A 20303-nucleotide genomic window follows, 5' to 3' on the forward strand; every position below is an offset into this window, starting at 1 on the left:
TCCGGTGCGAAAGTCTCTCGGCGGGTTTGGCGCTCCCGTCCACGGCCCGTTCGTTCCATACCCACTCCCGCCCGGAGCAGCCATGTCCGATACCCCGTCGCCCGACCCGACCCCCTCATCCGCTCCGGAACCGGCCTCCCCCGCACCCCCGCCGGATCCGACGGCGCCGCCGTCCTCGACTCCGTTTCCGGCCCCCGACCCGCTGGCTGCGGGTCAACCGTGGGCACCGCAGGCCCCCTGGTCGCCGCCTCCGCAGGCCGCGCCCTGGACGCCGCCTCCGCCCACCACCCAGTGGACGCCACAACCGTCGGCGACGCCGTGGGCACCCGACCCGCAGGCGCCGCCAGGATGGCCCGACGCTTCAGGCGCGCCGTCGGCCGGATCGCCACCGTCAGCGGGGTGGCCCATGCCCGACCGGCAGCCGCCGGCCGCCGGCTGGCCGCCGCCCGGCACCGGCTATCCGCCGCCCGGCTGGCCGCCGCCCGGCTATCCGCCGCCGTACACCTACCCCGGGTATCCGCAGGTCGCCGGCAAGCCGGCCACGAGCAGCGGCCGGATCGTCGGGATCGTCGTCGCGGCCGTCGTGGCACTCGTCCTGCTCGTCTGTGGCTGCCTCTGCGCGGGTGCCCTGTGGCTGGACACCACCAATCCGGACCCGATCGCCGGGGATCCGTGGGTGGTCCCCGACGACGACGGCTGGACGGAGCCCACCGCTGGGCCGGTCATCCCCGAGCGACCCACCGCGCCGCAGCCGCCCACCGCGTCTCCCACCACCAGCAAGAAGCCGATCACCCGACCGACCTCAGGTCCGGCACCCGTGACCGTCGTCTACGAGCTCAGCGGGTCGGGTGTCGTCGACCTGGCGTACTTCGACGCCGAGAGCGACCTCATCCACGTCGACGGCCAGAGGCTGCCCTGGCGCACCACCATCCGCACCAACGGCAAAACCAGGGTGCTGGTGGAGGCCCGATGGGCCGACGACGAGGGTGAGAGACCGCTCGACTGCACAGTCACTGTCACCGGTACCGGCAAACCGGTCGTCAACAAGACCCGGGGGTACTGGGCGACCAGTTGCGCACCCGAGTGAGGCTGGGGTTCGGGCGGCGGGTGGCCGTAGGCTTGCGCAGGTGACGACGAGCACCGATGTCGACCCGCTGGTGGCCCGGATGCGGCCGTTCGGCACGACGATCTTCGCCGAGATGTCCGCCCTCGCCGTACGCACCGGCGCGGTCAACCTCGGCCAGGGCTTTCCCGACACCGACGGCCCGCCGGAGATGCTGGCCGCCGCCGCGGAGGCGCTGCGCAACGGGCAGAACCAGTACCCGCCCGGCCCGGGGATCCCCGCCCTGCGCGCGGCCGTCGCGGCGCACCAGCGGCGGTTCTACGACCTGGGGTACGACCCGGACAGCGAGATCGTCATCACGGCGGGCGCCACCGAGGCGGTCGCGGCGAGCATCCTCGCGCTCTGCGAACCGGGCGACGAGGTGGTCTGCTTCGAGCCGTACTACGACTCGTACGCCGCCTCGATCGCGCTGGCCGGCGCGGTCCGCCGACCGGTGACACTGCGCCCCGCGGCCGACGGTCGGTACGCCTTCGACCCGGCGGCGCTGCGTGCGGCGTTCGGTCCGCGCACCCGGCTGGTGCTGCTGAACTCGCCGCACAATCCCACCGGCAAGGTCTTCACCCCGGCCGAGTTGGCGCAGGTCGCCGAGTTGTGCCAGGAGTTCGGCGCGTACGCGGTCACCGACGAGGTGTACGAGCACCTGGTCTTCACCGACGCGACGGGCCCGCACGTGCCGTTGGCCAGCCTGCCGGGGATGCGGGAGCGGACGTTGCGCATCTCGTCGGCCGGCAAGACGTTCTCCTGCACCGGGTGGAAGGTCGGCTGGGCGAGCGGCCCGGCGGCGCTGGTCTCGGCGGTGCTTCGGGTGAAGCAGTTCCTCACCTATGTCAACGCCGCGCCGCTGCAACCGGCGGTGGCCGTGGCGCTGGCCCTGCCGGACGACTACTTCACCGGCTTCCGCGACGGTCTCCAACAGCGGCGTGACCAGCTCGTCGGTGGTCTGACCGATGCCGGGTTCGAGGTGCTCGACTCGGAGGGGACGTACTTCGTCACCGCCGACATCACCGCCCTCGGCGGCCGGGACGGGGTGGAGTTCTGCCGCTCGTTGCCGGAGCGCTGCGGTGTGGTGGCGGTGCCCACCCAGGTCTTCTACGACGACGTCGACGCGGGCCGGCGGCTGGTCAGGTTCGCCTTCTGCAAACGCCCGGAGGTGCTGACCGAGGCGGTCACCCGGCTGCGCGCTCTGGGCCCAAGCCGCTGACCCGCCCGGAGCTGGTCGATCCCGGGTCGGTGGCCGACTGATCCGCTGTCGACGTCGCGAGTCGGGTAAGCAGTTGACCCTCGTCACCGAGCAGCACGGCCTCAGCGTCGTCCACGAACGACAGGTCGGCTGTCACGTGCCGGCTGGCCGCGGTAAGCAGCAACCCGACCACCGGGTCCTCGGCGGCCCGCCGTAGGCCGTCCAGATTGCGCAGCTCGCGCAACAGGTGCCCGCGCTGGTTGCTGAGCACCGCGCGAACCGTGGCCGCAGAGCCTGACCGGGCGGCGGCGGTGACCTTGAGGAAGAAGTCGTCACGGAAGCCGCCACTGCGCGGGCTCGGCTCGGCCAGCCACCGCGTCAACTCCGCGCGGCCGGCCGGGGTGATCTCGTAGACCACCCGATCCGGCTTGATCGGCTGCGGCTGCCGTTCGGCGACGACCAGCTCGTCCCGGGAGAGCCGGTCGAGGATCTGGTAGAGGTGGCCGATGTTCAGCGGCCCCCACTGCGGGCCGACGGCGGCCTCGAACGCGCCCTTGAGCTGGTAGCCATGGCTCGGGCCACCAGCGAGCAGGGCGAGGACGGCGTGTTGGATCGCCATGTCACCTCCGGTGCGGGTCTTGCATTGTCACAATGTATCGCGCAGAGTGAGAGCCAGCACACGGGGAGGCGCGATGCTCGGCTTCATCTGGAGACAGCTACGCGGCCGTGCGGGACGGTCGGTGGCGCTGCTGGTCGGCGTGCTGGTGGCAACCACCGGCTTCGTGGTCCTGACCGGCGCCACCACCACCTCTCGTCTGGACGTCACCGGCACTGTCGAGCGCAACACCCAGGTCGCCTACGACATCCTCGTCCGTCCTCAGGGGACCCGCACGCCACTGGAGGCCGAGCGCGGGCTGGTCCGCCCCAACTATCTCTCCGGGCTCTTCGGCGGCATCACCACGCAGCAGTACGAGCAGGTGACAGCAGTCCCCGGCATCGAGGTGGCCGCCCCGATCGCGATGCTCGGCTATTCCACCACGCTGCTACCGACGCCGATCGACCTCACCGACGCCGTCGACCGCTCGCTGGACCAGCAGGTCATCCGGGTCGACCCGACCTTCCACGCCGAGCGCGGTCTCTCCAGCGCACCGGGCAAACCCCGGTACGTGTACGTGACCACGAAGCCGTTGATCTACCCCCGGATCGAACGGGGATTCGACAGTCACGCCGTGCCGTACTCCGATGGGCGGTCCTACCCCGCGTCGGACACCTGCGGGCCGACCCCCCGCGAGGTACAGCCCGACGGGCGCAGCCTGCCCATCTGCGATCCTGGATACGCGCTGCTGGGCAACCCGGGCACCTACTCCGAGCGCGAGGACTGGTCCCTGCACGCCGTTCAACTGTTGCCCGACGGCCGGTTCCAAGCCGACTCCTCCATCCTCGCTACCGACCGGGACGGCTCCGCTGCACCCGCCGACCGGCTGGTGATGGCGTACGACCTGACCGTGCCGTTCCTCCTCGCCGCCGTGGACCCGGTGGCCGAGGAAAAACTCGTCGGACTCGACGACGCAGTGGTCAACGGTCGAGCCGTCCGCACTGACGACACCGTCGCCGTGAGCCGCCGGGGCGCGGTGGACAACCACGAGGTCCCGGTCCTCGTCACCAACCGGCCCTTCATCGACGAGTCGCTGACGGCCAGGTTCACCCGGCTCGCGATCAGCCCCGCCGGGGTGGAGGCGATCGACCTGGAGAAGACGTTGAGCCGCCCCGGGGGAACTCCCGCCGGGTCCGGTGGGTACGACCTCACGGCCGGGCACCAGGCGATGCTCACCGAGGAGCTTTCCCTCGCTGGGTGCTGCCACGGCCAACTTCAGACGGTCGTGCAGTCGACCGAGGTGCAGCACGACCGGCTACCCGACGGCAGCCTGCGGGCACGCCAGCAACCGCCCGGCGATCCCGAGGTGTACGGCAGGATGGAGACGTTCAACCCGCTGCCCCGGCCCTGGCTCGCCGACGACACCGGCTCCCGATCGATACGGGCGCTGCCGCTACCGACCGACGCGAGCACCCCCACTCGTTTCTGGCGGGCCATCGGTGTCTTCGACCCGGGCCGGCTGGCCGGGTTCAGTGACCTCGGCCAACTGCCGCTGGAGACCTACCAGGCGCCGACGGCAGAGGGTGCCGACGACCGCAGCCGGGCAGCGCTGGGCGGTCAACCGCTGGCGCCCAGCGGCAATCCCGCCGGCTACCTCTCCGCGCCACCGCTGCTCCTCACCAACCTCGGCAGCGTGCCGAAACTCCTGGAGGGTGGTGGCGGGCCGCAGGCCAGGGCCCCGATCAGCGCGATCCGGGTACGGGTGGCCGACGTGGGCGGCTACACCCAGCGATCGGCCGAGCGGGTCCGACTGGTCGCCGAGCGGATCGCGGCGCGTACCGGGCTGGACGTCGACATCACCCTCGGCTCGTCGGCTGCGCCGCAGACAGTGGAGCTGCCCGCCGGCTCGTTCGGCCGGCCGATGCTGCGGCTGACCGAGCACTGGTCGGCACTCGGCGTGGCGTCGACCATCACGAGGGCGGTGGACCGTAAGAGCCTGGCGCTCTTTGTGCTGGTGCTGGTGGTCTGCGCGCTCTTCCTCGGCAACGCGGTCAGCGCCGCCGTCCGGGACCGGCGCTCCGAACTGGCTGTGCTCTCCTGTCTCGGTTGGCCGGTCCGCCGCATCGCTGCGTTGGTGCTGGGCGAGGTAGCACTGCTCGGGCTCATCGCCGGTCTGCTCTCGCTGACCCTCGCGATTCCGCTCGGGACCGCGCTCGGCATCGACGTCGACTGGCGGCGGTCCGTCCTGGCCGTACCCATCGCCCTGCTGCTCGCGGTGGCCGCGGGCCTGGTGCCGGCGCTGCGGGCCGCGCGCACCCACCCGGCCGCCGCCCTCCGCCCGATCGTCGCTCCCGCCGGCTGGGCACGCCGGCCCCGCACCCTCCTCGGGCTGGCGCTGGTGAATCTGGCCCGCACTCCCGGGCGTACCTTCCTCGGCGCCGGCGCGCTGGCCATCGGGGTGGCCGCGCTGACGCTGGTCACCGCCGCCGCCTGGGCGTTCCGGGGCGCGATCGTCGGCAGTGTGCTCGGCGACGTGGTCTCGCTGAGCGTGCGCGGCGCGGACACCGTGGCTGCCGCGGCCACAGTGCTGCTCGGTGCCGCTGCGGTGGCGGACGTGCTCTACCTGAACATCCGCGACCGGGCCGCCGAGCTGGCCACCCTGCGGGCGATCGGCTGGACCGACGCCGAACTCGGCCGGCTGGTCGGCTACGAGGGGCTGACGCTGGGGCTCGTGGGGTCGACCGCCGGCGCGGCGGTCGGCCTGGCCAGCGCGGGTTGGCTGATCGGCGCCCTTCCCGGCGCGCTGCTCCTGGTGGCTGTGCTGGTCGCGCTGGCGGGCGCGTTGCTCAGCGCCGTCGCCGCGCTGGTGCCCGCCGCCCTGTTGCCGCGCCTACGACCCGCCCGACTTCTGGCAGAGGAGTAGCAGTCATGAGCGAGCAGATCGGCAGCGCGATCTCGGTCGACCACCTGACACGGCGATTCGGCACCGGGGCGGACCGGCTGACTGCTGTCGACGACGTGTCCCTGACCGTCGCGGCTGGCTCGGTGGTGGCGTTGACCGGGCCGAGTGGGTCGGGCAAGTCGACGCTGCTGCATCTCATCGGCGCGATCGAGCAGGCCGACGAGGGCACTGTGACAGTCGACGATGTGGTGGTCAGCGATCTGCGCCGGGCGGCACTGGCCCGCTACCGGCAACGGGTCGGGTTCGTGTTCCAGCGCTACCACCTGCTGCCCGCACTCACAGTGCTGGACAACGTGATCGCGCCGGTCCTCCCCCGCCGGGGCCGGGCCGATCACGCCACCCGGGCCCGCGAGTTGCTCGACGCGGTCGGACTGGCCGGACGGGAGCGTGCCCTGCCCGCGCAGCTCTCCGGTGGCCAGCAGCAACGGGTCGCCATCGCCCGCGCCCTGATGGGGGCGCCGGGCCTGCTGCTGGCCGACGAGCCCACCGGCAACCTCGACTCCAGCACCGGCGGGCAGATCCTCGACCTGCTGCTCGACCTCCGTGAACGGCACGGCATGACCATCCTGCTCGCCACCCACGAACAGGCCATCGCTGCCCGCTGCGACCGACTGGTCCGACTGACCGACGGACGCGTCACCGAGGACCTCGACCTCACCGACGGCGAGGACCCCGCCGACACGTACGAGCGGGCGGCCCGACTGCGGTTGTGACGCCAGCCCCCGGAGGTGACCTCAGGCGACCGGGCTCGCGGTCCGGACCAGCTCGGCGATCCGCTCGGCCACCGCCCGGGCGGTCGCCTCGGTGGCCGCCTCGACCATCACCCGGACCAACGGTTCGGTGCCCGACGGGCGCAGCAGCACCCGGCCGGTCTCCCCCAGCTCCGCCTCGGCCCGCTCGACCTCGGCGCGGACGGCGGGTGCGGCGGCACCGATGGTCCGGTCGCCGACCGGCACGTTGATCAGCACCTGGGGCAGCTTGGTGACCACCGAGGCCAACTCGGCGAGGGACTGGCCGGTGGCCGCCATCCGAGCCATCAGGTGCAGGCCGGTGAGCACCCCGTCGCCGGTGGTGGCGTGCGCCGGCATCACGATGTGGCCGCTCTGCTCACCGCCGAGCGCCAGCCCGGAGGCGCGCAGCTCCTCCAGCACGTACCGGTCGCCGACCTTGGTCTCGATCAGGCGGATGCCCTGCGCGGACATCGCGAGCCGCAGCCCGAGGTTGCTCATCACGGTGGCCACCAGGGTGTCCTGGGTGAGCGTGCCGGCGTCCCGCATGGCCAGCGCGAGGATCGCCATGACCTGGTCGCCGTCCACCTCGTCGCCGTCGGCGGTGACCGCCAGGCAGCGGTCGGCGTCGCCGTCGTGGGCGATGCCCAGGTGGGCGCCGTGCTCGACCACCGCGGCGCGCAGCGCCTCGATGTGGTTGGAGCCACAGTCGTCGTTGATGTTCAGCCCGTCGGGCTCCGCGTGGATGGCGATGACCTCCGCGCCGGCCTCCCGGTAGGCGACGGGGGCGACCTCGGCGGCGGCGCCGTTGGCGCAGTCGACCACTACCTTGATCCCGTCGAGCCGGTGCCCAACGGTGCCCACCAGGTGCTGGACGTAGTGGTCGGCACCGTCGAGCAGGTCGTGCACCCGGCCGACGCCGGCACCGATCGGCCGGTCCCAGGCGGTGGTGGCGTTCGTCTCGACGGCCGCCTCGATCTGCATCTCGATCTCGTCGGGCAACTTGTGCCCACCGGCGGCGAAGAGCTTGATGCCGTTGTCCGGCATCGGGTTGTGCGACGCGGAGAGCATCACACCCAGGTCGGCCTTGGCCTCCGCGGTGAGGAACGCCACCGCCGGGGTGGGCAGCACGCCGACCCGCACCACGTTGGCGCCGGCACTGGTCAGCCCGGCGACGACCGCGGCCTCCAGCATCTCGCCGCTGGCGCGGGTGTCGCGACCAACCACGGCGAGCGGCGGATGACTGCGGTCCGTCTCGGCGAGGGTGTGCGCGGCGGCCACCGCGAGCGCCAGCGCCAATTCCGGGGTGAGATCCGCGTTTGCCCGCCCGCGTACGCCGTCCGTGCCGAACAACCGACCCATACCCGCCAACCTCCGAAAGAGCACTGCCAGTGAGGAGAAAGCGGAACGGCCGACCCGCCTCCCCCGAGGGGGAGGCGGACCGGCCGTCCGTCAGAAGTACAACGCGCTGGAAAAGATCAGCGCTTCGAGTACTGGGGAGCCTTACGGGCCTTCTTGAGACCGTACTTCTTGCTCTCCTTGACGCGGGCGTCACGGGTGAGGAAGCCGGCCTTCTTCAGGGCCGGGCGGTCGTCCGGCTCGTTGATGATCAACGCGCGGGCGATGCCCAGCCGGAGCGCACCGGCCTGGCCGGTGGTGCCGCCGCCACGCAGGTTGGCGATGACGTCGAACTGCTCGAGCTTCTCGGCGGTGACCAGCGGGTCCTTGATGAGCTGCTGGTGCACCTTGCTCGGGAAGTACGCCTCGAGGTCCTGGCCGTTGCAGGTGATCTTGCCGGTGCCCGGGACGATGCGGACCCGGACGATGGCCTCCTTGCGGCGGCCCACGGTCTGGATCGGCCGGTCACCACGAGGCGCGCGGGCAACGGGCGCCGGTGCCTCGGTGACCTCGGGGGCCTCGGTGGCTTCCGGGGTGACCTCGGTCTCGATGATGTCGGTCATGCTGCTTCCTTCGCCCGCGCTCACTGCGCGATCTGCTTGATCTCGAACGGCACCGGCTGCTGCGCGAGGTGCGGGTGCTCGGCACCGGCATAGACCTTCAGCTTCTTGATCAGCTGACGGCCGAGCTTGTTGTGCGGGAGCATCCCCTTCACGGCCAGCTCGATGGCCCGCTCGGGACGCTTGGTCAGCAGCTCGTCGTAGCCGATCTGCTTCAGACCACCCGGGTAACCGGAGTGGCGGTAAGCGACCTTGGTCTGGCGCTTGTTGCCGGTCAACGCAACCTTGCCCGCGTTCACGATGACGACAAAGTCGCCCGTGTCGACGTGCGGCGCGAAAGTCGGCTTGTGCTTACCACGCAGCAACGTGGCGGCGTGGGTGGCCAGGCGGCCCAGCACGACATCAGAGGCGTCGATGACGTGCCACTGACGCTCGATCTCACCCGGCTTCGGGCTGTACGTACGCACAGGTCTACCTTGTCTCGTCGTCGGTCTGGGGTCGCGCGCCGAGGTGACCAGATCTAGCAGGCCGGACCAGCGCGCACGAACGACCAAGCGTACCTGATGGGGCACGCCTCTGGATGTCGTACAACAGCAGGCAACGATACCCGGCGCCCCGTCCGCAGGTCAAAACGGGGGTGCGGTCCCGCGCGGCGACGCGCCGAGGGTGTCTCAGCTCACACGTTGGCGAGTCGACCGGCCCTCGGACGGCGGAAGACCACCCAGGTGACCGCGAAGCACAACGCGTACCAGCCGATGAAGGCCAGGTAGGCGGCGTCGGCGTTGCCCGAGCTGAGGAACGACTGGCGGAACGCGATGTTGACCAGCACCCCGCCGAAGGCGCCGATCGCCCCCGCTATGCCGATCAACGCGCCGGTCATCCGCCGCGCCCACCGCGCCGCGGCCTCCGGATCACGCTGACCCGTGGCCACCGCGTCCGCCGACCGGGCCCGGAAGATCGCCGGGATCATCTTGTACGTGGAGCCGTTGCCGATGCCGGAGAAGACGAAGAGGGCGAGGAACCCGGCGAGGTAGAGCCCGAACGAACGCTCCCGCGCCGCGTACAGCACGGTGCTCGCGCCGGCCGCCATCGCCACGAAGTTCCAGAAGGTCACCCGTGCCCCGCCCAACCGGTCGGCGAGGTGCCCGCCCAGCGGCCGGATCAGCGAGCCGACCAGCGGACCCAGGAACGTCAGCCAGGCGGCGTCGACAGGGGTCGGGAACCGCTCGGCGAACTGGAGCTGGAGCACCTGACCGAAGGCGAAACCGAAGCCGATGAACGAGCCGAAGGTGCCGATGTAGAGCAGCGACATCACCCAGGTGTGCGGATCTCGGGCCGCCTCCCGCAACGCGCCCGGCTCGTTGCGCGCCCCGGGCACCGTGTCCAACCAGCGGGCCGCCGCCAGCGCGGCCAGCACGATCAGCGGCAGGTAGACCGCCGGCACCAACCGGGGGTACGCGGCGCCCGCCGTGGCGAGGACCGCCAGGCCGACCAGCTGCACGGCGGGTACGCCCAGATTGCCGCCTCCGGCGTTGAGCCCGAGCGCCCGTCCCTTGAGCCGCTGGGGATAGAACAGGTTGATGTTCGCCATCGAGGAGGCGAAGTTGCCGCCGCCGACGCCGGTGAGGCAGGCGAGCACCATCAGGGTGGTGTAGGAGACCCCGGGTTCCAGCAGCACCGTCATCGGGACCGCGGGCACCAGCAACAGCAGTGCGCTGATCATCGTCCAACGTCGTCCGCCGAAGCGGGCCACCGCAAGCGTGTACGGCAGCCGCAGCACCGCGCCCAGGGCGGCCGGCACTGCGGTGAGCAGGAACTTCCCGGCCGGGTCGATGCCGTACGCGGGGCCGAGGAAGAGCACGGTGACCGACCAGAGACTCCACACCGAGAAGCCGACGTGCTCCGCGAAGATCGAGACCCAGAGGTTGCGTCGGGCGATCGGCGCGCCGGTGGCCTGCCAGAAGTCCGGGTCCTCGGGGCGCCAGTCGTGCAGCGGTTGCCGGCGACCGGTGACGGCAGGCGGCTCGGCGGTGACTACGGTGCTGGTGAGCGTGCTCACGGCGGCTCCTCCTCGTCGATGTGACGAGGGGAAACGCTAGGAACACCCGGTTACCTGGCAGTGCCCGTCGCGGGTCGGGCCGGAAACGGGGATCGCACCACGGGCCGGTGGCGATGGTGAGCACGCCACCGGGGCGGCGTGCTCAGAGCTGCCGTTGCGGTCAGAGCTGCTGGAGGATGCGCAGCGCTCGGCCGACCCTCAGCATGGTGTCGGTGTCGGCGACGTCCACGCACGCGGTGAACCACTTCTTCATTGGCGAGGAGATCCGGTCGGGCATCACCACGTACCGGCCCATCGACACGGCGAGCGGCGAGTCCCGCAGGAGCGACTCCTCGACCACCTCGACCACGATCACGATGGGCACGTCTGTGGAGTTGTACACGTCCGAGCTGATCACGAGGCCGAGGCGTTCCCGGGCGCCCTCGATGCGCCAGATCTCACCCCTACGCAGCACGCGGCCGTCCGCCGGAGAACAGGTCGTTGACCATGCCCACCTCGCGGGCGTCGGCGAGCGCGGCGGACTCAAGATCCAGGCTGGCGCGGCCCACGGCAGCGGCATGCGCGGTGAAGACCTCGCGCAGCGCCTTCTCCCGGGCGGCCTGGTCCATCCACGCGGAGAGCGACAGCCCCTCGCGCTTGGCGAACCGCCGCGCCTCCTCGATCGTCTCGTCCGTGAACGAGAGAGTCACCTTGGCAGTCATGCCGAGCAGACTACCCACGGGTATGACCAACAGTCATCAGCGCGCTCACCGACTCGCCCCCGGGCGACGAAACGCACATTCCGGGGGGCTTACCCGGCCCGGCCGCCGAACACCGCGAAGCGCCACTCCTTGAAGTAGCAGTCGACGTCGGCCAGGCCCGCCTCGGCGAGCCACCGGCACTGGTCCACCACGGTGGCCGGGAGGTCGTGGCGCATCCGCTCCCGGGAAGCCGCGATCTCGTCGGGGGACGCACCCAGCTCGGTGATCCGCTCCTGCCACACCTCGTCGTATCGGCGGTCCAGCTCCGGGGTCGGGCCGGCGACCTGCTCGGCGTTGACGAAGACCCCGCCCGGTGCCAGCGCGGCGGCGGCCCGCCGGTAGAGCGCACGCTTGCCAGCGTCGTCCAGGTGGTGGATCGCCAGCGCGCTGACCACCGCGTCGTACCGGCCCGGCGGCAGGTCGTCGGCCAGGTCGGCGTGGACCGTTCGGTGTGGCACGGACCGCGCGTCCAACTGGTCGGTGGCGCGGGCGAGCATCGCCGGCGCTCCGTCCACCAGGGTCAGCCGGACTCCGGGCACCGCTGCGGACAGCAGCAGGGAGAGCAGGCCGGTTCCGGCACCCAGATCCAACACCTCCGGGGTACGTCCGGCGGCGAGCGCGGCCCGCAACGGCGGCGCGGCCACCTGGACGGCGCTGCCGTAGAAAGCGTCGAAGCACGGGATCAGCCGCCTACGCGACTCGTCGTACGTGCCGGCCACCGCGTCGAAGACGTCCGTCACGCCCATCGCAGCCTCCCATAGTTTGAGACAACTTTCCCACATTGTAAGCGCTGCTGAGTCAGCGTCGCCGACCCGCACATCCGAAATGCCCCCGGCTCGAAGGTCAGCGTCCCGCTGTCGCGGTCCTTGGTGCCGACGGGGCTGCGGCGGATGGCGCGGCCGGCAGGGACTTGAGACTCGGCGGACGCGTTCGTGCCGGGGCCGTCCTCGCCCCGCCGATTGGCTCTGAGCGCCCCCACGAGGTGGAGCGCGCCGCCGCTTCCGAGCTGATGTCGCAAACGAATCAACCGCCGATGTCGTCGGCGATTCAGCTCCAAAGGCTCCGAGTCGCCCTCCAACGCGCGCGCTGCCCCTGTGCGGTGTGAGCCCCACTTGACAGGACCGAAACAGAAGGGACCCGGACCGGAAACCGCCCGGCGGCACGCTTTCCCGACATGACAGACGGTGCACGGTCGGCGACTCCGCCGGGGCTGACGCCCCGGGAAGTGGCGACGCACTGCCCCTACTGCGCGCTGCAGTGCGGGATGACGCTGCGCGCGGACGACGCCGGGGTGACGGTCCACCCGCGCCAGTTCCCCGCGAACCGGGGCGGGCTCTGCCAGAAGGGTTGGACCGCCGCCGAACTGCTCGACCACCCGGAGCGACTGACCACCCCGCTGGTGCGTGACGCGGCCACCGGCGAACTGCGCCCGGCGAGCTGGGACACCGCGCTCGACCGGGTGGTCGCCGGCATCCGCGCCGTCCAGGACGACGCCGGCCGGGACGCGGTCGCCGTCTTCGGTGGTGGGGGCCTGACCAACGAGAAGGCGTACGCCTTGGGAAAGTTCGCCCGGATCGGGCTGCGCACCCGGCACATCGACTACAACGGACGGTTCTGCATGTCCTCGGCGGCAGCCGCCGGGATGCGCGCCTTCGGCATCGACCGTGGGTTGCCGTTTCCCCTCGCCGACCTGGGTCGGGCCGACACCCTGCTGCTTGTCGGAGCGAACCCGGCGGAGACCATGCCGCCGCTGGTGCGCTGGCTCACCGAGCAGCGCCGCGACGGCGGGAAGCTGATCGTCATCGACCCCCGGGTCACCGCCACCGCCCGCCAGGCCGACCTGCACCTGCAACCGCTGCCCGGCACCGACCTCGCGGTGGCCAACGCGTTGCTGCACATCGCCCTCACCGAAGGTTGGGTCGACCGGGCCTACGTGGCCGACCGCACCACCGGATTCGACGCGGTCCGCCGAGGCGTCGCCGCCTGGTGGCCGGCCCGCGCGGAACAGCTCTCCGGCGTGCCGGTGGCCGACCTGGAGGCGACCGCCCGAGCGTTGGGCACCGGGGGTCGCGTGATCATCCTGACCGCGCGCGGCGCCGAGCAGCACGCCAAGGGGGTGGACACCGTCACCGCGTACGTCAATCTCGCCCTCGCCCTCGGCCTGCCCGGCCGCGACGGTTCGGGGTACGGCTGCCTCACCGGCCAGGGCAACGGCCAGGGCGGGCGGGAGCACGGGCAGAAGGCCGACCAACTGCCCGGCTACCGGCGGATCGACGACCCGGCGGCCCGCGAGCACGTGGCCGGGGTCTGGGGCGTGCGAGCCGACGAACTGCCCGGCCCGGGAGTGCCCGCCTACAAACTGCTCGACTCGCTCGGCACCCCGGGTGGCCCGCGCGCGTTGCTGGTGTTCGGGTCGAACCCGGTGGTCTCGGCACCCCGGGCGGCCCGGATCGAAGGCCGACTGCGCGACCTCGACCTGCTGGTCGTCGCGGACCTCCTGCTCTCCGAGACGGCAGCGCTGGCGGACGTGGTGTTGCCCACCGCGCAGTGGGCCGAGGAGGACGGCACCATGACCAACCTGGAAGGTCGGGTGCTGCGTCGGCGCGCGCTGCGGCCGCCCCCGCCGGGCGTCCGGACCGACCTCGCCATCATCTCCGACCTGGCGGCGCGGCTGGCCGACGCCGAGTCGCCGAACGCCACCCCAGCCGACGCCGACCCGACCGACGCCAGCCCGACCGACGCCACCCCAGCCGACGCCGACCCGACCGACGCCAGCCCGACCGACGCCAGCCCGACCGACGCCGACCCGACCGACGCCAGCCCGACCGGCGTGCGACCGGCCGCCGTCGCGGCGGCTCGGTTCCCGGCCGACCCGGCCGCCGTCTTCGCCGAGCTGCGCCGCGCCTCCGCCGGTGGAGCCGCCGACTACGCCGGCATCAGCTGGGACCGGATCGACGCCGACGACGGGGTCTACTGGCCCTGCCCTACCGAGGACGGGCCGGACACACCCCGACTCTTCGCCGACCGGTTCGCCACCCCGGACGGCCGGGCCCGCTTCCACCCCGTCGACCATCGGCCGGCCGCCGAGGAGGTCTGCGCCACATACCCGCTGCACTTCACCACCGGTCGGGTGCTGGCGCAGTACCAGTCGGGCACCCAGACCCGACGGGTGGCCGCGCTGCGGCGCGCCGCCCCGGAGGCGTTCGTCGAACTGCACCCCGACCTGGCCACCCGGCTGGGCATCGACGACGGCGACCCGGTACGGGTCACCTCGCGCCGAGGTGAGTTCAGCGCGCCGGCCCGGCTCAGCGCCGGGATCCGACCCGACACCGTGTTCGCCCCGTTCCACTACGCGGGAGCGGGACGCGCCAACTCGGTGACCAACGACGCTGTGGACCCGATCTCCGGGATGCCCGAGTTCAAGATCTGTGCGGTCCGGGTGGAGAAGGCATGACCGCGCGGGTGGTCATCGTCGGCAACGGGATGGCGGGCGCGCGTCTCGCCGGTGAGCTGCACGCCCGGGAGGGAGACCGGAAGGTCACAGTGCTCGGGGCCGAGCCGCACCGCGCGTACAACCGGATCCTGTTGTCCACCCTGCTTGCCGGCCGGATCGACGAGCCGGACGTGGAGCTGACCGAAGCCGCCGGGCACGGCGTCGACCTGCGCAGCGGCGTACCGGTGATCGCCGTCGACAGGTCCGCCCGGGAGGTCCGCACCGACGACGGCGAACGAATCGGGTATGACCACCTGGTGCTCGCCACCGGCGCCCGTGCGGTGGTGCCGCCGCTGCCCGGCCTCGACCCGGCGAACCTGCCGGAGCGGGTGGTCCCCTTCCGGACCCTCGACGACTGCCGGCGGATCCTCGCCGCGGCGGAGGGCGCCCGCAGCGCGCTGGTGCTCGGCGGCGGGTTGCTCGGCCTGGAGGCCGCCCGAGGGCTGGCCACCCGAGGGCTGGCCACCACAGTGGTGCACCCGAGAGAGCACCTGATGGAACGGCAACTCGACCCGGCTGCCGGCGCGGTGCTCGCGGGCACGCTCGCCGGTTTCGGCGTCACCGTCCAACTGGGGGTGTCGGCGACCGGCGTGGCGGCGGATGCCAGCGGTGTCCGCCTCGACCTGGCCGACGGCCGCTCCTTTCGCGCCGACCTGCTGGTGCTCTCCTGCGGTGTACGACCGGACACCGCCCTCGCGCAGGCCGCCGGCCTGACGGTGCGGCGTGGTGTGGTGGTGGACGACCGGCTGCGCACCAGCGACAGGTCCATCTCGGCGATCGGCGACTGCGCCGAGCACGACGGCGCGCTCACCGGGCTGGTCGCGCCCGCCTGGGCCCAGGCCCAGGTGCTCGCGGACGTGCTGACCGGTACGGACCCACTGGCCCGATACCGGCCCCGGCCGGTGGTGACCCGGCTGAAGGCCGCCGGGATCGACCTTGCCTCGATGGGTGAGGCGGCCAGTGGCGGGCCGGGCGAGGAGTTGACCTTCGTCGACCCGACCCGGGGCACCTACGCCCGGTTGCGGATCCGGGACGAGCGGCTGATCGGCGCGATCCTGCTCGGCGACAACCCGGCGGTCGGCACTGTGATCCAACTCTTCGACCGTGGTCAGCCGGTGCCGAGTGACCGACGGGCACTGCTGCTCGGCCGGGCACTCGGCGCGGTCGGCGCGACCCCGGCCGCCTCACCGGCACTCATGCCGGACGCGGCAACGGTCTGTCAGTGCAACACGGTGAGCAAGGGCGCACTGGTCAGAAGCTGGCGCTCCGGCGCCCGGACCGTCGATGCGGTGGTGGCCGCGACCCGGGCCGGCACCGGTTGCGGCGGATGCCGGGACGCGGTGAGCGGCATTGTCGACTGGCTGAGCCAGGCGGAATCGGTGGAGGTGACGCGATGAGCGGCGGCGAACTGGTCGTCATCGGCAACGGCATGGTCGGGCAGCGTTTCGTGGACGCGCTGCGCGCCCGTGACCCACAGGGCAACTGGCGGGTGACAGTGCTGGCCGAGGAGGGGCGCCCGGCGTACGACCGGGTGCGGCTCTCGGCGTACTTCGACGGGGTCAGTGAGAGCGAACTCAACCTGCACACCCCGCACGACGGGGTGCGGCTGCGACTCGGCGAGCCGGCCGTCGCCATCGACCGGGACCGGCGGGTGGTGACCACAGCCGTCGGCGAATACCGCTACGACGCGTTGGTGTTCGCCACCGGGTCGTACGCGTTCGTGCCGCCGGTGGCCGGCACGGAACTGCCCGGGGTCTTCGTCTACCGGACCCTTGACGACCTGGCGGCGATCCGGGCGTACGCGCGGGGGCGGCGGGTCGGCGCGGTGATCGGTGGCGGGTTGCTCGGTCTGGAGGCCGCGAACGCCCTGCGGCTGCTCGGCCTGAGCACCGACGTGATCGAGTTCGCGCCCCGGCTGATGCCGGTGCAGGTGGACCAGGCCGGCGGTGCGATGCTCCGCCGCTACGTCGACGAGTTGGGCGTACGGACGCATCTCGGGGTGGCGACCACGGCGATCCGTTCCGGCCCGGACGGCGGCGTCGCGGCCCTGGAACTCTCCGACGGCACCGCCCTCGACGCCGAGCTGGTGGTGGTGGCCGCCGGCATCCGGCCCCGGGACCAGTTGGCCCGGGACGCCGGTCTGCCGCTGGGCCCGCGCGGTGGCGTGCTTGTCGACGCGACCTGTCGTACCGCCGACGAGCGGATCTGGGCTGTCGGCGAGTGCGCGGCTGTCGAGGGCACCTGCCACGGTCTGGTCGCTCCGGGTTACGCGACGGCCGAGGTGGTGGCCGATCGGCTGGTCGGCGGCGCGGCGACCTTCCCGGGCGCGGACACGGCTACCAAACTCAAGCTGCTCGGCGTCGACGTGGCCTCGTTCGGCGACGCCCACGGTACGACGGAGGGCTGCCTGGACGTCACGTTCACCGACCCGGCCACCCGGGTCTACGCGAAGCTGGTTCTCTCCGACGACGCGCACACCCTGCTCGGCGGGGTCCTGGTGGGTGACGCCAGCGCGTACCCGACGCTGCGGGCCAGTGTGGGCGGCCCGCTGCCGGCCGCGCCGCTGGCGCTGCTCGCCCCCGACGGCGGCGGCGCGGACGCCGGGGCGCTGCCCGCCGCCGCGCAGGTCTGCTCCTGCAACGCGGTGACCCGGGGCGACGTGGACGCCGCCATCGCCGACGGTTGCGCTGACGTGCCGGCGTTGAAGGCGTGCACCAGGGCCGGCACCAGTTGCGGCTCCTGCGTGCCGATGCTGAAGCAACTCCTGGACGCGGCCGGGGTGGCACAGTCCAGCGCGCTCTGCGAGCACTTCGACGTCAGCCGGCGGGAGCTGTTCGAAATCGTCCGTGTTCGTGGCATCCGCACGTTCTCCCGGCTGGTCGCCGAGCACGGTCGGGGCCGCGGCTGCGACATCTGCAAGCCGGTGGTGGCGTCGATCCTCGCCTCGCTGGGCAGCGGGCACGTGCTCGACGGTGAACAGGCGTCGTTGCAGGACACCAACGACCACTTCCTGGCCAACCTGCAACGCGACGGCAGCTACTCGGTGGTGCCCCGGATCCCGGGCGGCGAGATCACCCCGGAGAAACTGATCGTGATCGGCGAGGTCGCCCGGGACTTCCAGCTCTACACCAAGATCACCGGTGGGCAGCGGATCGACCTGTTCGGGGCGCGGGTGGAGCAGCTACCGCAGATCTGGCGGCGGCTGGTCGACGCCGGCTTCGAGTCCGGGCACGCGTACGGCAAGGCCCTGCGCACCGTGAAGTCGTGCGTGGGCGAGACCTGGTGCCGGTACGGGGTGCAGGACTCGGTGGGGCTGGCCGTCGCGCTGGAGCTGCGCTATCGCGGGCTGCGCGCTCCGCACAAGCTGAAGTCGGCGGTCTCCGGTTGCGCCCGGGAGTGCGCGGAGGCGCGCAGCAAGGACTTCGGCATCATCGCCACCGAGACCGGTTGGAATCTCTACGTCGGCGGCAACGGCGGTTTCCGCCCCCGGCACGCCGACCTGTTCGCCACTGATCTGTCGACAGAAACCCTGATTCGACTAATCGATAGATTCTTGATGTATTACATCCGCACCGCCGACCGGCTGCAACGCACCGCCGGCTGGATCGAGGCGATGGACGGTGGCCTGGACCACCTGCGCTCGGTGATCGTGGACGACTCGCTCGGACTCTGCGAGGACCTCGACGCGGCGATGGCCCACCACGTGTCGTCGTACTCCGACGAGTGGCGCGACGTCCTGGACGACCCGGATCGGCTGCGCCGCTACACCTCCTTCGTCAACGCCCCCGACGTACCGGACCCGTCGATCACCTTCACCCGGGAACGCGGCCAGCCGGTTCCCCTACGCGACCAGTCCCCGACCGGATCCGAGCCGACAAACGGTCACCGCCGGCAACCGGTCACCCTCGGCCTACCGGAGGTACGGCGATGACCCAGACCCTCACGCTGACCTGGACCACCGTCTGCCTGCTCGACAGGTTGGAACCGGATCGGGGCGTCGCCGCCCTGGTCGACGGAGTACAGATCGCCCTCTTCCGGACCGCCGACGAGCTGTTCGCCATCGACAACCGCGATCCGGTCTCCGGGGCGTACGTGCTGTCCCGGGGCATCGTCGGCAGCCGTGGCGGAGTGCCGACTGTGGCGTCACCGCTGCACAAGCAGGTGTACGACCTGCGCAGCGGACACTGCCTCGACCTGCCCGGGGTGGCAGTGGCCCGACACGACGCACGTTGCCGCAACGGGCTGGTCGAGGTGCGGCTGCGACAGGAGGGTTGATGCGGGAAGAACTGGCGGGCTTCACCATCGGGGTGACCGCCGACCGGCGGCGCGACGAGTTGGCCGCGCTGCTCGAACGACGGGGCGCCCGGGTGGTGCTCGCCCCGGCGCTGCGGATCGTGCCGCTGTCCGACGACACCGAGCTGCGCGAGGCGACCCGCGCCTGCCTCGACCAGCCGCCGGACATCCTGATGGCGAACACCGGCATCGGCATGCGCGGCTGGTTGGAGGCGGCCGAGGGCTGGGGGCTGGCCGAGCCGCTGCGCTCCGTGTTGGCCAGCTCGTACGTGGTGGCGCGCGGCCCGAAGGCACGCGGCGCGATCCGGGCGGCCGGGCTGCACGACCAGTGGTCGCCCGCCTCGGAAAGCTGCGACGAGGTGGTCGACCACCTGCGTCGGCGCGGCGTGGCCGGGCAGGTCATCGCCATGCAGTTGCACGGCGAGCGGCAGCCCGAGTGCACGCTCGCGCTGGAGGCGGCGGGCGCCACTGTCATCGAGGTGCCGGTCTACCGCTGGGCGCCGCCGACCGATCCGGCGCCGCTGCACCGGCTGATCGACCTGATCGCCGGTCGGCTGGTGGACGCGGTGACGTTCACCTCGGCGCCGGCGGCCGAGGCGTTGCTGCGGGCCGCCGGGGACCGCACCGACGCGGTGCTGTCCGCGTTGCGCAGCGACGTGCTCGCCAGCTGCGTCGGGGCGGTGACCGCCGAGCCGCTGCTGCGGCACGGGGTGCCGGTGAGCGCGCCCGGTCGGGCCCGGTTGGGCGCGCTGGTGCGGACCATCGTCGACGAGCTGCCCCGCCGGACAGTGACGTTCAAGGCCGGCGGGCACCTGCTCACGTTGCGCGGGCACGCCGCAGTGATCGATGGTGAGCTGCGGCCACTCGCGCCCGCGCCGATGGCGGTGCTGCGGGCGCTGGCCCAGACCCCGGGTCGGGTGTTGTCCCGCACGGCGTTGCTGAGGACGCTGCCCCGGGGCGCGGACGAGCACGCCGTGGAGATGGCCGTTGCCCGGCTACGGGCCGGCCTGCGCGCACCCCGCGTGGTGCAGACGGTGGTGAAGCGCGGCTACCGACTCCGGGTCGACTAGGGCGTGTGCCGAAGTCCTCGGTCCAGGCCAGGCGGAGGCCAGGCGGCGGTCCGGCAGGGGGCTTCGACCACGCCGTGAAGGCGTCACGGCCGGCCGTCGCGA

General features: G+C 72.2%; 16 protein-coding genes and 2 pseudogenes. 10 read left to right on the forward strand and 8 right to left on the reverse strand.

Annotated elements, in window-relative coordinates; genetic code table 11:
- The first annotated feature begins 406 nt into the window (after nt 1-406).
- Both AB0B94_RS15780 and AB0B94_RS15785 read left to right on the forward strand, forming a co-directional pair.
- Entirely contained in the window at nt 407-1087 is a 681-nt protein-coding gene (locus AB0B94_RS15780; protein ID WP_357278985.1) for an MmpS family transport accessory protein, read from the forward strand.
- A 79-nt stretch (nt 1088-1166) separates the two neighbouring features.
- Complete coding sequence (locus AB0B94_RS15785) at nt 1167-2324, forward strand: pyridoxal phosphate-dependent aminotransferase (RefSeq protein ID WP_357280019.1); 1158 nt, start codon at nt 1167-1169, stop codon at nt 2322-2324.
- On the opposite strand, the gene AB0B94_RS15790 is transcribed toward AB0B94_RS15785, so the two are convergent.
- Complete coding sequence (locus AB0B94_RS15790; RefSeq protein WP_357278992.1) at nt 2290-2922, reverse strand: PadR family transcriptional regulator; 633 nt, start codon at nt 2920-2922, stop codon at nt 2290-2292. The two genes, AB0B94_RS15785 and AB0B94_RS15790, sit on opposite strands and share 35 nt — an antisense overlap.
- Nucleotides 2923-2995: 73 nt before the next feature.
- Between AB0B94_RS15790 and AB0B94_RS15795 the strand changes: the two genes are divergently transcribed.
- Together AB0B94_RS15795 and AB0B94_RS15800 are read left to right on the forward strand one after the other, a co-directional pair.
- The gene (locus AB0B94_RS15795; protein ID WP_357278997.1) at nt 2996-5821 is read left to right on the forward strand and encodes an FtsX-like permease family protein; all 2826 of its coding nucleotides are present in this window, start codon (nt 2996-2998) and stop codon (nt 5819-5821) included.
- Nucleotides 5822-5826: 5 nt separating this feature from the next.
- Nucleotides 5827-6573 carry an ABC transporter ATP-binding protein gene (locus AB0B94_RS15800; RefSeq protein ID WP_357279003.1) on the forward strand — a complete coding sequence of 249 codons (747 nt, stop codon included), beginning with the start codon at nt 5827-5829 and terminating at the stop codon, nt 6571-6573.
- 21 nt (nt 6574-6594) lie between these two features.
- Here AB0B94_RS15800 and glmM read toward each other — a convergent pair whose 3' ends face one another.
- From glmM to AB0B94_RS15835, 7 genes are all read right to left on the reverse strand, one after another.
- On the reverse strand, nt 6595-7950 hold the full coding sequence (gene glmM, locus AB0B94_RS15805; protein ID WP_357279012.1) for a phosphoglucosamine mutase: 1356 nt from the start codon (nt 7948-7950) through the stop codon (nt 6595-6597).
- Nucleotides 7951-8066: 116 nt separating this feature from the next.
- Entirely contained in the window at nt 8067-8549 is a 483-nt protein-coding gene (gene rpsI / locus AB0B94_RS15810) for a 30S ribosomal protein S9 (protein ID WP_357279017.1), read from the reverse strand.
- Nucleotides 8550-8569: 20 nt separating this feature from the next.
- Nucleotides 8570-9013: a 50S ribosomal protein L13 gene (gene rplM, locus AB0B94_RS15815; RefSeq protein WP_053653864.1), complete on the reverse strand. Its 444-nt coding sequence runs from the start codon at nt 9011-9013 to the stop codon at nt 8570-8572.
- Between the two features lie 209 nt (nt 9014-9222).
- On the reverse strand, nt 9223-10605 hold the full coding sequence (locus tag AB0B94_RS15820; protein ID WP_357279029.1) for a nitrate/nitrite transporter: 1383 nt from the start codon (nt 10603-10605) through the stop codon (nt 9223-9225).
- Nucleotides 10606-10765: 160 nt separating this feature from the next.
- Nucleotides 10766-11059 carry a hypothetical protein gene (locus AB0B94_RS15825; RefSeq protein ID WP_091402325.1) on the reverse strand — a complete coding sequence of 98 codons (294 nt, stop codon included), beginning with the start codon at nt 11057-11059 and terminating at the stop codon, nt 10766-10768.
- Nucleotides 11049-11306: a DUF6364 family protein gene (locus AB0B94_RS15830; RefSeq protein ID WP_091403518.1), complete on the reverse strand. Its 258-nt coding sequence runs from the start codon at nt 11304-11306 to the stop codon at nt 11049-11051. Before AB0B94_RS15830 ends, AB0B94_RS15825 begins: the two co-directional genes overlap by 11 nt.
- Before the next feature lie 89 nt (nt 11307-11395).
- Nucleotides 11396-12091 (reverse strand): methyltransferase domain-containing protein, encoded by a 696-nt coding sequence (locus AB0B94_RS15835; RefSeq protein WP_357279037.1) that lies wholly within the window; start codon nt 12089-12091, stop codon nt 11396-11398.
- 428 nt (nt 12092-12519) lie between these two features.
- Between AB0B94_RS15835 and AB0B94_RS15840 the strand changes: the two are divergent.
- The 6 genes and pseudogenes from AB0B94_RS15840 to AB0B94_RS15865 form a co-directional block, all read left to right on the forward strand.
- Nucleotides 12520-14013, forward strand: a pseudogene (locus tag AB0B94_RS15840) (molybdopterin-dependent oxidoreductase); the annotation flags it as partial.
- A 453-nt stretch (nt 14014-14466) separates the two neighbouring features.
- A pseudogene (locus tag AB0B94_RS15845) lies at nt 14467-14799 on the forward strand (molybdopterin dinucleotide binding domain-containing protein); the annotation flags it as partial.
- Nucleotides 14796-16235 (forward strand): FAD-dependent oxidoreductase, encoded by a 1440-nt coding sequence (locus AB0B94_RS15850; RefSeq protein WP_357279040.1) that lies wholly within the window; start codon nt 14796-14798, stop codon nt 16233-16235. The pseudogene AB0B94_RS15845 and the gene AB0B94_RS15850, both read left to right, overlap by 4 nt.
- Nucleotides 16232-18769, forward strand: coding sequence for a nitrite reductase large subunit NirB (nirB, locus tag AB0B94_RS15855; RefSeq protein WP_357279044.1), 2538 nt, complete (start codon nt 16232-16234; stop codon nt 18767-18769). Before AB0B94_RS15850 ends, nirB begins: the two co-directional genes overlap by 4 nt.
- Nucleotides 18766-19113, forward strand: a complete 348-nt coding sequence (gene nirD / locus AB0B94_RS15860) for a nitrite reductase small subunit NirD (protein WP_091402335.1) — start codon at nt 18766-18768, stop codon at nt 19111-19113. The genes nirB and nirD overlap by 4 nt, the downstream gene beginning before the upstream one ends.
- Nucleotides 19113-20201 carry a uroporphyrinogen-III synthase gene (locus tag AB0B94_RS15865; RefSeq protein ID WP_238667554.1) on the forward strand — a complete coding sequence of 363 codons (1089 nt, stop codon included), beginning with the start codon at nt 19113-19115 and terminating at the stop codon, nt 20199-20201. The genes nirD and AB0B94_RS15865 overlap by 1 nt, the downstream gene beginning before the upstream one ends.
- Nucleotides 20202-20303 lie beyond the last annotated feature (102 nt).

Origin of the sequence: Micromonospora sp. NPDC048986, from assembly GCF_040649335.1 — a bacterium.
Lineage (GTDB): Bacteria > Actinomycetota > Actinomycetes > Mycobacteriales > Micromonosporaceae > Micromonospora > Micromonospora alfalfae.